Raw genomic sequence first — 13,294 nt, 5'->3', positions numbered from 1 at the left:
TTTAAAGTTCTTCCAGCAACTTCTAAAAAATATCATGGTATGGCGGCATGATTTACCATATATAATACCTCGGAAAAATCTTAACCGGCGGCGAATAGTATAATGTATTCCAAAAGCTGCATAAAACCGTCATAGCATCATGATGCACTAAAAAGCAATTATTAAAAGGAGAGTGAATTGAATGAACAGAAAAATATTAATTCTAATGATGGCAATAATACTCGCAGTCTCAATTCCGGTATTTGCAGATGAATCAGCAAATACAACAGATCCAGGGATAAAGCCTGACAGTCCTCTTTATATTCTTGACAGGCTTGCAGAAAAAATTCAAATAGCAATAATAACAGATGCAGTTAAGGAAGCTGAAGCTTTGGCTGGAATGGCGCAGGAAAGACTTGCTGAGAGCAAGGCTATGATAGAAGCAAACAATGTAGAGAAAGCAACAACAGCTATTAATGAATACAAGGTACTTATGGACAATGCAATCGATGTGATAGATGCAGCTGCTAAGGATGGTAAAGCAGTAACCAAAACCATAGATATGATAGTAAAATATGACATAGAAGATGAAGCAATACTTGAAAAGTTGATGGACAAAGTACCTGCGGAATATAAAGAAGAGCTTAAAGCAGCAATTGAGGCACTTCCTGAGAAAGTGGCAGTAAAGCTGGAAGTCAATAAGGAAAAAGAAGAGCAGGCTGAAAAGGCCAGCGCCGCAAACGCTATACTTACAGGAAAAATCCAAGATAAGGCTCTGCTCGAAAAAATCCAAAGTGCGAAACTTAACAACAGGCAGGTTGCAGCTCTTGTATCACTGTCAGAGCAGTCAGAAAAAGACCTGAAGGTCGTAGTGGACCTATTCCTTGTCAATTCAAAGGGTATCGGCAAGACAATAATGGAACTTAACCTTGCTCCTAAGGATGCTATGAAGGATATCAACAAAACCTTCAAGGAATTAAAGAAGGAAATCAAGACCGGGCTTGTGGAATCCGAAGAGCTTGATAAAGATACAGAAGAAAAGGACAGCACTGTAGAGGAAGATAAGGATGATGAAGATAAAAACGATGACAGAAGCAAAGAAAATAAAGAGGCAGCAAAATTAGAGAAGAAGCTTGAGAAGTCCGTTGAAAAGCTGGAAAAGAAAATAGAGCAGACAGAGAAAAAATACGAGCAAAAATTTGATAGTAAGTCAGGTAAAGCTGACCATGACGATGATAAGGGTGATAAACAAGACTAACCTTAAATAAACAACCCCGCAGATGAAATAACCTCTGCGGGGTTGCTTTGTTATAATTCTTTATTTCCCTGTAAGATGCTTTACGCATTGATATATCTCATCTACCTGTGCTTCAGAAAGCCTGATTCCATTCCAAATTTCCTGAGCTGCAACAGCCTGACCTACAAGCATATAAAGTCCGTTTACCGTCTTCAGCCCATTTTCCTTAGCCTGCTTCAAAAATACCGTTTCCTCAGGGTTATAAATTAAATCTACTGCGGTACCAAACCCCTTGAATATTTCATAAGGAATCGGTGACACATCCACTCTGGGATACATTCCACAGGGGGTGCAGTTTATTATCATATCCCCCTTCAAACTTGCTGCTTCATCATAGCTTTTAGCTCCAGCACCGGGATTTCTACTGACATATGTGATGCTTTTTGCACCATTATCTATAAGATAGTGCGCTACTGCCTTAGAAGCTCCACCAGTGCCCAAGATGACTGCACTTTTACCATTTATCTCTACCCGACTCCGTGCAAGTGACATCCCAAACCCGTTGTAATCTGTGTTATACCCTGTGAGTACACCATTGTTCAGTGATATTGTATTTACTGCACCGATTTTTTCCGCTTCAGTTGAAATCACATCAAGACAAGCCATAATTCTTATTTTATATGGCACCGTGACATTCAAGCCCTTGATGCCCTGATTCTTATGCTCCAGAACCGCCGACTTAAGTTCTTCCTCCTTTAGTTCAAAAAGCTTGTATTCTCCTTTTATTCCTAGTTTTTTGAATATCTCACCGTGTATTTGCGGAGAAAAGCTATGCCCAAGCTTCTCTCCGATCAACCCATAAACATTCTTCATAATCTGCAGCCATCCTCACTTCTATAATTGCCAAGCAATCTAAAAAATGAACTTTCTTTTTCTATATCAGCCAGAATACTTCTGGTGCTTTCTTCATTTACATTTCCGCTAAAATCTATATAGAAGAAATACTCCCATGCTTTACCCTCCAAAGGCCTGGACTCAATCTTCATCAGATTGCAATTGCCCTTTGCAAAATGCCTTAGTATTCCGTAAAGAGTTCCCGGTCTATGCGGCACGCTGAGTACCACGCTTATTTTATCGGCCTTTTCATCTTCAAGCATCTCTTTGCTTATAATCACAAATCTGGTGCTGTTGTTTCTGTTATCCTGGATATTCTGACTGATTACACTGAGACCGTATACTGAAGCCGCCTTATCACCTGCAATACATGCTTTGGATTTCAAACCTTCCTTAGCAACATACTCTGCACTTCCTGCAGTATCAAAATAGGGTACCTGCTTCCATTCAGGCCGCTCCGAAAGGTAGCGGCTGCACTGTATCAGCCCCTGCTGGTGACTGTAAACCTCCCTTATATCGGCCAAGTCTGCACCTTCCACTGCCAAAAGGCAGTGCTCCACATTCAGACATTTTTCACCTATGATATAAAATTCATACTCTCTAAGCAAGTCGTAGACATCATTGATACTACCGGAAGTAGAATTTTCTATTGGAAGAATACCGTATTGCACCGTCCCTTTTGCAAGTGCTTCAAAAACATCTCTGAAGCTGTGACAGCTCACGGTCCCAATCTCTTCCCCGAAGTATTCAAGCCCTGTCTGCTGACTGTAGCAGCCCGGCATTCCCTGATAGCCTATTGTTATGGCTGCATTGGGGCTTTCAAACTTAATAGGCTCCTTTTTCCTGCCTATTATATCTACTTGGGCTTTCCTGCTTAAGAACATAAGATTCTCCAGAAATTGCTCCACATATTTTATATCAAAATCTACTTTAACTCCGTTGGCAAACCTTTCAATAATCTCTTTTTCTCTCACTGGATCATATACCTTCAGATTTTTCTCTGCTTTATACTCGCCAACCTTAGTGACAAGCTCCATTCTTTCTATAAACAAGCCCACAAGCTTTTCATCAACTTCATTTAGCTTCTGTCTCAATATTCCAAGTTCACCCAACAAAAACACATCCTCTTTACATTCATTTTCGCTCAAACTGCATTATAAGATCAAACAGCGCAATAGCAGCAACAGCCTCCACTACAGGTATTGCCCTTGGTACAATGCACGGATCATGCCTTCCCTGCACTTCTATTTCAGTATTTTCTCTTTTCTCTATATCAATTGTTCTTTGCAATCTGCCAATCGAGGGTGTAGGCTTGAAGGCAGCCCTGAATATTAAAGGCATTCCATCGGTAATCCCCCCAAGTATTCCCCCGTTGTTGTTGCTGTATGTTCTTATTTTCTCTCCATCCATATAATATTCATCATTCGCTTTTGAACCGTTCATACTTGATATATCAAAGCCTGCTCCAAACTCAAGACCCTTTACCCCCGGAATGGAAAATATAAGGTGAGCTAAAGTACTTTCTGCCGAATCAAAGAAGGGTTCTCCTATACCAGGTTCCAGACCCAGTACTGCAGCTTCTACAACACCACCCACTGAGTCTCTTTGCTCCATAGCTCGGGCAATAACCGCTTTCATGAGAGCTTCACTTTTTGCATTCAACACCGGAAAAGCTTTGCTTCCCAGTATCTTTAATGTACTTGCTTCAACACTGACAGCATCAAAACTCTCATCTTGCTCTTCACCTATACTCTTTATGTGACTGCCTATGGTTATTCCCCTGCTTTCCAGAAGCTGTCTGCATATTGCCCCCGCAAAAACCAACGGTGCAGTGAGCCTCCCCGAAAAGTGGCCTCCGCCTCTATAGTCATTGAAGCCGCTGTATTTCACATATCCTGTGTAGTCACCGTGAGAAGGCCTCATTATATTCTTAAGCTTCGCGTAGTCTTCGGATTTCTTATTTGTATTATAAATCATTGCGCATAAAGGAGTCCCTGTAGTTCTACCTTCAAAGCAGCCGCTTATTACCTCATACTCGTCCTCTTCCGTACGAGGAGTGGAATACTCATTATTCCCGGGGGCTCTCCTCTGCATTTCCTTCTTTATATAATCAAAGTCCAGAAGGATTCCAGCCTTTAAGCCGTCAATAGTTATTCCTATCGCTTTACCATGGGACTCTCCGAATATTGATATTTTGATGCTGTTACCCCATATTCCGCTCATTGATTCTTCCTCCTAATGCTTTATAATGCTCCCAGAAATCAGGATAGGACTTTTTCACGCAGGAAGCATTGCTTATTATTACCGGCTCTTCGCACCTTGTAGCTGCTACAGCCAAAGCCATTGCAATTCTATGGTCATTCCAGCTGTCAACACTTCCACCGCAGAGGCCCTTCCTACCTTCAATTATCAAGCCATCCGACTTTTCCATAATGCAGGCTCCCAGCTTGCCAAGCTCGCTGCTTATAGCCCTCAGCCTATCGGATTCCTTCAATCGCAGTCTCTGCGCATTTACTATTTCTGTCCTTCCCTCACTCAGTGCTCCCAGCACAGCCAATATCGGAACCAAATCCGGACACTGTGAGGCATCAATAACTGTTCCTTTCGTATCAGCGGTCAGTGACCTTGCAGTATCCCCGTCTACAACTATTCGGCCTCCCATTTCACCTATTATATCCAACACCGACTTATCACCCTGCAGCGATTCCATATCAAGCCCCTTGCATACCAGCTCCGACCCTAGTGCTCCTGCTGCCAGCCAAAAAGCAGCTTGGGAAAAATCTCCCTCAACAGAATAGTTCATTGCTCTATATTTTTGCTTTCCTTTTACAATAAAAGTTTTATAATCATGATTCTCTATGTAAATTGAAAACCCTTTTAAAGCCTTTATTGTCAGGTCTATATATGATTTTGACTCCAATTCATTGGTTATCATTATCTGTGAATCGCCCTCCAGCAGTGGAAGCGCAAACATCAAGCCGCTAATGAACTGAGAGCTGATATTTCCCTCCAGCTGAAATTCTCCGGAGGTCAGCCTGCCATTGATGCAGAGAGGCAGTTTTCCACAGTCAGTCTCATATTTTATCCCCTGTTTCTCAAAAATTTTGTAGTAAGGCATCAAAGACCTTTCAATTAGCTTCCCCTCTCCGCAGAAAGTCACAGGTTTACCAGTCAAAGCTGCAATTGGTATAATAAATCTCAAGGTAGATCCCGACTCACGGCAGTCTATCCGGGAGTTGTTAAGCTCAAGAGCAGCATTCCCCTTTATCCTCAGCGAGGAGGCTTCTTTATCAACTATTATACCGAAACCCTTCATAGCTTCGCAGGTCGCTTCAATATCTTGAGACACTCCTGCATTATTTATAGTGCTTACTCCTTCTGAGAGCCCGGCACATATTATCGCTCTATGGCTCATACTTTTTGACGGTGGTATCAAAACCTCACCGGCAAGACTGCCCGGATAAATAGTAACTTCCTTCATTGCCGCATCCTCCTATATAAAGCTTTCCAGCTCTTCGCCCTTATTCCTTTTATAAATGCATAACTCACCTTTCATGTTGAATTTGACAAAAGCCTCAAATATTCCTGCAAAAGCTCTCATCTATCCTATCTCCTTTTTTTCTCTGATGGCATTGTCGAATAATATATGAAGGCTGCTTTCATCCTTTTCATTTATAGCATTCTTCAATTCCTGCAGCATTTTTTCCATATCCCCTATTCTATCTATAATATTCGTTTTATTCATCATGAATATTTGAGTCCAGAGCTCCTTGTTCAAGGCTGCAACCCTGGTGGCATCATTGAAGCTGCGTCCGGTAAAAGCACTCATGTCCTTCTTGCCGGTTATAAGGTTTGCAAATGATATGGCAACAGCGTGCGGAAGCTGGCTTGTAAAAGATATCATCTGGTCATGGGCCTCTGGGTCTATTCTGGTCACACACTTGCAGCCTATTGCAGCAGCCAGCCCTTCGACAGCCATTATTCCCTCTTCAGTATTACTTTCATGGGGTGTGATAATATAGTTAGTGTTAAAAAAGAGCTCCCGCGACGCAGCATCAAAGCCCTGAAACTCATTGCCCGCCATTGGATGTCCGCCCACAAACTCCACATTTCCCGGCAAGCTTTTCTTTGCAGCATCAATTATTGGCTGCTTGATACCACAGGTATCGGTAATTATTGTTCCAGGTTTGAGATACTTGGCACTTTTCTCAATAAATTCAATTGTATCTCGGGGATAGAGAGCAATTATTACGATATCCGACTTGTATAATATTGCTTCACAATCAATTGCACCCTCGTCTATAATTCCACAGTTGACTGCTTTATCCAGCACTCTCTCGTCTATATCGATTCCGAATATTCTTCCTGCCTTATGCTGTCTCAAAGCCATGGCATAGGACCCGCCTATCAACCCTAAGCCTACTACCGCGATATTTCTTCTAAAGCTGCCTTCTTCCAATTTCATTCCCCCAAACTGAGATAAAATTTACTTATAATATTTCAATTTCTATATTTGCAGCCTACCGCTAAATAATTCTTCTCAGCGAGCCTGCCATAGCGGTTATATCCTCCATCAATGCTCTGAACCTTTCCGGTTTAATGGATTGTTGTCCATCACACTTAGCATTTGCAGGATCATTATGGACTTCTATCATAATTCCATCTGCGCCCACTGCTACCGATGCTTTTGCAAGGGCTTCAACCATCCACCACAAGCCTGCCGCATGGCTTGGATCAACTATAACAGGTAAATGGCTGAGTTTTTTGATTGCCAGAACCGCACTAATATCCAAAGTGTTCCTTGTATAGGTCTCAAAGGTTCTTATACCTCTTTCACAAAGTATTACATTGCCGTTTCCCTCAGACATTATATACTCCGCTGACATAAGCAGCTCTTCTATTGTTGCAGACAGTCCTCGTTTTAAAAGTATAGGCTTTGTGGTCCTTCCAAGCTCCTTCAGAAGCTCATAATTCTGCATATTCCTTGCGCCTACCTGTATTACATCCACATCTTCTACGAATTTATCTATCATATCCGCAGACATAATCTCTGTTACAATCAGAAGGCCGGTTTCCTCCCTGGCAAGCTTCAAAAGCTCAAGTCCTTCAAGTTTCATGCCTTGGAAGCTGTAAGGAGATGTACGGGGTTTGAATGCACCTCCTCTTAAAAATCCTGCTCCGCACTCTTTCACTCTTTTTGCCAGCTCCAATATCTGATCTTCACTCTCTACTGAGCAAGGACCTGCTATTACGGCCAGATCCTGACCGCCAATAGTCCTATCCCCTACCCTTATCACTGAGTTGTCTCTGTGGAACATTCTGTTTGCAAGCTTGTAGCTCTGCTGAACCTTCATGACCTTTTCTACATATTCATTTGCTTCGATTTCATTTGTATCTATTTCTGTCGTGTCTCCTATAATACCGAGCACGCAATAATCTGTGCCCTCTATTACACTTACCTTGTGGTTCCCCGCTTCCAGCCTTTCCTTTATCTTTTCGATTTCTTTTACTGGAGCATCTGCTCTCATTACTATCACCATGATAACCCTCCTTTAAATTAGTATGTAACATCAAAGCATTTTGTAAAAATAGCCTTGTGCCGTCAGAAGTATAAAAAAAATAAGGCTCTAATGAGCCTTATTTGCAACGGTCGCTTTTTCATATATACAGAGGTTTTCTATATATAATGTGCTTGGCTTTTATAAACTCATTAAGAAAAGGAACATATTCTTTTTTGCAAGCAAAATAACCGATGCTAAAATAAAAGCACAGGCTAAAGCTAAAGTAATATATTCCGCTTATTCCCTTTCCCAATAAATTATTCATTGCACAAATCTCCAAACTTTAAATATTCTGAATCAAGGTATTTCTATCGATTATAGCACATAGACCTAAGATGTCAACTGCTATTTTGTTTATTTGCTACTATTTTATTGTAATAAAACAGAATGTGTGCCAAGTTATATTGTGAATTGCTTAATTTAAAAATGCGCCATTGGACTATCAAGTATTTCTTGAAGCCTCATAAAATACTGCCCTACATGGGCGCCATCAACTAATGCATGATGTGCCTGAACCGATAATGGCAGCTTCACTTTTGTGTTCTCCTCAAAGTACTTCCCCCAGGATATTCTCGGAATGCTATCCACGGGTCTCATCTGAATCGGGTGAGTTATATTGGTAAAAGAAACCCATGGGATGCTTGTGATATACAGCAGATCATCCCGTCCCGGCTCGTCCTTGATACTTATCTGGTCTTTGGCTTTCTCTATTTCCCGGGAAGCGCTCCTATAAAACTCATTGTAATTCTCTTCAAACTCCACAGTACAAAAGCTGAATACTTCTTTTGAGGTCATCATTGTAAAGGAGGGACTTACCTTATCATGTACCACCACTTTATCCTGTCTTATTCTATAGCGAAATTCCTCGATATTGTTGGCTGCCTTTACCGAAGCAAACAGTAAGGCTAAAAAAAATGAACTTCCGCTATCCTTCACAAACCGGCTGAATTCAGTGATGTCAACATTGCCGCATATGCTGAAATGCGGATAATCGAACTCCTTAAAATAGTTGTAATGCTCTTTTCTATTCCAGTTTTCAATATCCAAATATCTCATTTGCATCATCCTTTACATTATCTTCTGTTAATAAGTAAAGTATAAGTCAAAAACTTCAACCAATAAAGGACAAATGTCATATATCTCTATATATTTAGGACAGCATGCATATTTATAATATGTTTTGCATTTGAGCAAAATAACCCTATGATATATTATATTGAGCGCACAAAAGTATTTACATTGGGTATAGTGCGAATTCAATAACAACTAAGGAAACTTTTTGTGAAATCTGAATGAACAATACAAAGGATATTTCGCAAAAAGTATAGGAGGTGTTTATTATATCTACAGTAGATGAAATGCTTAATATGCTGTCCAACCTTACCATGCAGTCAAAGCAGGTGACGAAGGATATTATACTGCTGCAATTCACGGTTGCAAATGCCTGTATAGTAGCCAGCACTAATTTAAAAACCCGTGATGAATGGGTGCTTGTAGATACTGGCTTGACTAACTCAGCAGACTTTATTGTGAAAACCGCAGAAGAATTCTATGGCAGAAACGCTCGTCCAAGCGCCGTCATACTCACTCACGGCCACTTCGACCATGTAGGCTCAGCTATTGAGCTGGCAGCCAAATGGGAGGTGCCAGTATATGCCCATAGTCTTGAGCTGCCTTATTTAATAGGCAAGAAGGACTATCCGCTGGCAGACCCTACAGTGGACGAAGGCATGATAGCAAAGATATCCCCGGCCTTCCCTCATCACAGCATCGATTTAGGCTATCATGCCGTAGAGCTTCCCAAGGACGGAAGCGTTCCCGGCCTACCTAATTGGAAGTGGGTACATACCCCGGGACATACCGAGGGGCATATCTGCCTTTTCAAAGAAAAGGATAGAATACTTATTGCTGCAGATGCCCTTACCACAGTAAAACAGGAATCTCTAATATCGGTACTATTCCAAAAAGAGCACATAAGTGGACCACCAAAATATCTTACCACCGATTGGAAGGCAGCAGAAGAGTCAGTAAGAAAAATCCATGACCTAAAACCATCGCTTATTATCCCGAGCCACGGACAGCCAATGAAGGGCGAAGAGCTTTCACGCCACCTGGATTTGCTGGTGAATAACTTCAAAGAAATGGCCGTGCCAGAACACGGACGCTATGTGGATAGGTAATAGTAGGCTTCTCTGTTATGGCTAATGATAATGCAGCACTAATAGAGTAGCCATGTATAGCACCTTTAAGCAAATTGTATGTATAGCAAAGCAGCCCTGTGAATAGCTAAGTATACTTATACGAAGCTATCACTGGGCTGCTCTTGTTTGGAATGGCTATTTGCAATGCTACCTCTTCATTGCTATTGCTTCTTTTGCTGCTTTTACTATATCTTCTGCTGTCATATGGTACTTCTTTTTCAGGTACTCCATCTTCGCAACCTCACCGAAGTGGTCCTGGACACCTATTGCCTTAATTGGTACAGGATACTCCTCTACTAGTACCTCAGCCACTGCACTCTTGAGGCCGCCGATGACATTGTGGTTTTCACAGGTTACTACTGCGCCTGTCTTCCTGGCTGACTTTACTACAGCTTCCCTATCTATTGGCTTCATAGTATGTATGTTTATTATTTCAGCAGCTATGCCTTCAATCTTAAGCATTTCAGCAGCCTTCAAAGCCTCATCCACCATTATTCCAGTTGCGAACAGAGTTACATCCTTGCCTTCTCTTATTAAATCTGCCTTGAATAGGTCAAATACGTAATCGTCCTTAAATACTATTGGTGAAGCCTTTCTAAACATCCTTATATATACAGGACCATCATATTCAACTATAACGGGAAGTGCCTTTGCAAGCTGAACTGCATCAACAGGCTCGAATATCACTATCCCTGAAATACTTCTGATTACCCCGATATCCTCCATGCTCATGTGTGTTCCGCCATTAAGCTCTGCAGAAATGCCTGGATCTGTACCAATTATCTTAACGTTTCTTTTCGCATAGGCTATTGATATTGTTATTTGGTCACATATCCTTCTTGTGGCAAAAGGCGTGAAGGAGCCTATAAAGGGTACGAACCCATATGCAGCCATACCAGCCGCCACAGCCGCCATGTTCTGCTCCGCTATTCCCACATCAAAGGCCCTTTCAGGATATTTTTCCTTTAGCGGAAGTGTCCCGTTTGCCCTTGCAAGGTCTGCATCTATTACAACTATCTTTTCATTCTTTTCCATCAACTTGTCAAGTACTTCAGCCAATACCTGTCTCATTTCCATTTTCTCGTACATCTTTCTGCCTCCCTTATTCCAATTCCTTCAGTGCCTGAAGCCTCTGCTCTTCTGTAACAGGCATGTTGTGGTTCTTAACTCCCATGGCTTCTACAAAGGATACTCCCTTGCCCTTTACAGTATTAAGTATTATCATACTAGGCTTATCAGTTGATTTTTTTGCTTTTTCTACAGCATCATCTATTTGAGTAACATCATGCCCATCGGCTACATATATGACATTCCAGCCAAAGGCATCCCACTTTTTGTCCAAAGGATCAACGCTCATTATTTCCTGAACTGATCCATCTATCTGATACTTGTTGTAATCAGTGAAGCCTATAAGGTTATTCAGTTTGAACTGAGCAGCACACATGGCTGCCTCCCATACTTCACCCTCCTGGCTTTCACCATCTCCAACCATGCAATATATATATGCACTATCCTTCATTATCTTAGACGCCTTTGCCATACCTACCGCACAGGATATCCCCTGCCCCAAGGAGCCTGCCGTCATATCGATACCTCTGGTTTTCAGCATATCACAATGGCTTGGAAGGTTAGTCTCGGGTTTATTCAGCGTATTCAGCTCACAAACATCAAAATATCCCTTGTCGGCAAGCACAGCGTAAACTGCCGGTCCGGCATGCCCTTTGGACATTATGAACCTGTCTCTGCCCTCCATTTTGGGATTGGAAGGGTCAATATTCATCTGTTTATAATATAAAACAACCAGCGCCTCAACCGGAGAAAGGCATCCTCCAATATGTCCTACACCAAGCCTTCCGATTTCATCAACAATCAAACGTCGTATATGTCTGCTTTTGTCTTTTAGAAATATTGTGTCCTTGTCCTGCATTATTCGTTCTCCTCCTTTTAATAAATCCTTATATTATATAGTTTTCTATAAATTTGTCTAAGGAATATTATATCAGACATTCATATCTGAGTTAACCATTATTTTACTCTTGCCACTCCGCTTTTTATTGCCGCTTCCTTTACAGCTTCAGCAACCTTCCTCTGCACCTCTCTGTTGAAAGCCTTTGGGATTATATACTCATCATTCAATTCATTTTCAGGTATCGCGCTTGCAATTGCATAGGCAGCAGCGACCTTCATATCCTCATTTATATCACTGGCTCTTGCATCAAGGGCTCCTCTGAATATGCCCGGAAAAGCCAGAACATTATTTACCTGATTGGGATAGTCAGACCTTCCTGTTCCGATTATACGTACTCCTGCCTTTTTTGCGGTCTCCGGAAATATCTCAGGCGTGGGATTGGCCATTGCAAATACAATGGAATCCTTATTCATTGTGCCCGCCATTTCGCTCGTCAATACGTCCGGTGCGGATACTCCTATGAATACATCCGCTCCCTTTATTACATCCGCTAGTGTCCCCTTAAGCTTCTTCGGATTGGTTAACGCTGCAATTTTCTTTTTCTCAGCATCCCCTCTATCCATACCGTCATATAGAGCTCCCGTCCTGTCGCACATTATAATATTCCTCACTCCTGAAGATAAGAGCAGCTTGGTTACTGAATTTCCTGCCGCACCTGCTCCATTAACAACCACCTTAATATCCTTAAGCTCTTTACCCACCAGCTTCAAAGCATTCAACAGCCCTGCAAGGGTTACTATTGCAGTCCCGTGCTGATCATCATGAAATACCGGTATATCACATCGTTCCTTGAGCTTTCGTTCAACCTCAAAGCACCTTGGTGCAGAAATGTCCTCAAGGTTTATACCGCCAAAGGAAGGGGAAATCCTTACTACCGTTTCAACTATTTCATCTACATCCTTGGTGTCTATAATAATTGGAAAAGCGTCGATATCTCCAAAGCTCTTAAAAAGCACAGCCTTCCCTTCCATAACCGGCAGCGAAGCCAATGGGCCGATATCTCCAAGTCCCAATACAGCTGTTCCATCTGATACTACGGCTATTGTATTCCATTTTCTTGTATATATGTATGCCTTGTCAGGGTCCTTCTGAATCTCTAGGCAAGGCTCCGCAACTCCCGGAGTATATGCAAGGCTCATATCCCTGGATGTATTGACCTCCACCCTTGATACTATTTCAATCTTACCCCGCACTTTCTCATGAAAGTTAACAGAATCCTCGTATATTGACATATAATGCCCTCCTTTTTATTTACAGATGCATAGTCCTCTACATTAAAAAACCGTACTTGAACCAAGAGGTTAAACCCTTGTCCAGTACGGCACTTCAAAACTCTGTCATTGGCATTCTTTACAGTTTTATGATATTACACATAATACCCGCTACTGGAATATAGGAGCAATAATAGACAGCATAAAGGCTATGATAATCAATATGCTGATTACTGCGACCG

Annotated in this window: 12 protein-coding genes; 2 read left to right on the top strand and 10 right to left on the bottom strand. The window is 41.7% G+C overall.

What is annotated here, in order from left to right:
- Positions 1-181: 181 nt before the first annotated feature.
- Positions 182-1,237 (top strand): DUF5667 domain-containing protein, encoded by a 1,056-nt coding sequence (locus tag VEB00_06215; protein ID HYF82604.1) that lies wholly within the window; start codon positions 182-184, stop codon positions 1,235-1,237.
- Positions 1,238-1,297: 60 nt separating this feature from the next.
- Here the strand turns inward: VEB00_06215 and aroE are convergent, their stop codons facing one another.
- The 7 genes from aroE to VEB00_06180 all read right to left on the bottom strand — a co-directional run bounded on the left by aroE (position 1,298) and on the right by VEB00_06180 (position 8,727).
- The gene (gene aroE / locus VEB00_06210) at positions 1,298-2,089 is read right to left on the bottom strand and encodes a shikimate dehydrogenase (protein HYF82603.1); all 792 of its coding nucleotides are present in this window, start codon (positions 2,087-2,089) and stop codon (positions 1,298-1,300) included.
- Positions 2,086-3,222: a prephenate dehydratase gene (pheA, locus tag VEB00_06205; protein HYF82602.1), complete on the bottom strand. Its 1,137-nt coding sequence runs from the start codon at positions 3,220-3,222 to the stop codon at positions 2,086-2,088. Before pheA ends, aroE begins: the two co-directional genes overlap by 4 nt.
- 22 nt (positions 3,223-3,244) lie before the next feature.
- Positions 3,245-4,333 carry a chorismate synthase gene (gene aroC, locus VEB00_06200; GenBank protein ID HYF82601.1) on the bottom strand — a complete coding sequence of 363 codons (1,089 nt, stop codon included), beginning with the start codon at positions 4,331-4,333 and terminating at the stop codon, positions 3,245-3,247.
- Complete coding sequence (aroA, locus tag VEB00_06195; protein HYF82600.1) at positions 4,314-5,591, bottom strand: 3-phosphoshikimate 1-carboxyvinyltransferase; 1,278 nt, start codon at positions 5,589-5,591, stop codon at positions 4,314-4,316. Before aroA ends, aroC begins: the two co-directional genes overlap by 20 nt.
- Positions 5,592-5,711: 120 nt before the next feature.
- A complete protein-coding gene (locus tag VEB00_06190; GenBank protein HYF82599.1) occupies positions 5,712-6,575 on the bottom strand; it encodes a prephenate dehydrogenase in 864 nt (287 codons plus the stop codon).
- A 61-nt stretch (positions 6,576-6,636) separates the two neighbouring features.
- Positions 6,637-7,650 (bottom strand): 3-deoxy-7-phosphoheptulonate synthase, encoded by a 1,014-nt coding sequence (gene aroF / locus VEB00_06185; protein HYF82598.1) that lies wholly within the window; start codon positions 7,648-7,650, stop codon positions 6,637-6,639.
- A 441-nt stretch (positions 7,651-8,091) separates the two neighbouring features.
- Positions 8,092-8,727, bottom strand: a complete 636-nt coding sequence (locus VEB00_06180; GenBank protein ID HYF82597.1) for a chloramphenicol acetyltransferase — start codon at positions 8,725-8,727, stop codon at positions 8,092-8,094.
- A gap of 302 nt (positions 8,728-9,029) precedes the next feature.
- On the opposite strand from VEB00_06180, the gene VEB00_06175 reads away from it, so the two are divergent.
- A complete protein-coding gene (locus VEB00_06175) occupies positions 9,030-9,851 on the top strand; it encodes an MBL fold metallo-hydrolase (protein HYF82596.1) in 822 nt (273 codons plus the stop codon).
- A 168-nt stretch (positions 9,852-10,019) separates the two neighbouring features.
- Here the strand turns inward: VEB00_06175 and VEB00_06170 are convergent, their stop codons facing one another.
- The 3 genes from VEB00_06170 to VEB00_06160 all read right to left on the bottom strand — a co-directional run bounded on the left by VEB00_06170 (position 10,020) and on the right by VEB00_06160 (position 13,073).
- Positions 10,020-10,961 carry a transketolase C-terminal domain-containing protein gene (locus VEB00_06170; protein HYF82595.1) on the bottom strand — a complete coding sequence of 314 codons (942 nt, stop codon included), beginning with the start codon at positions 10,959-10,961 and terminating at the stop codon, positions 10,020-10,022.
- Positions 10,962-10,974: 13 nt separating this feature from the next.
- The gene (locus tag VEB00_06165) at positions 10,975-11,799 is read right to left on the bottom strand and encodes a transketolase (GenBank protein ID HYF82594.1); all 825 of its coding nucleotides are present in this window, start codon (positions 11,797-11,799) and stop codon (positions 10,975-10,977) included.
- 98 nt (positions 11,800-11,897) lie between these two features.
- Complete coding sequence (locus tag VEB00_06160; protein ID HYF82593.1) at positions 11,898-13,073, bottom strand: malic enzyme-like NAD(P)-binding protein; 1,176 nt, start codon at positions 13,071-13,073, stop codon at positions 11,898-11,900.
- Positions 13,074-13,294 lie beyond the last annotated feature (221 nt).

This window comes from Clostridia bacterium, from assembly GCA_035628995.1.
Classification (GTDB): domain Bacteria; phylum Bacillota; class Clostridia; order Lutisporales; family Lutisporaceae; genus BRH-c25.
The sequence above is the reverse complement of the archived record's forward strand: the minus strand, read 5'-3'. Positions and strand labels throughout refer to the sequence as shown.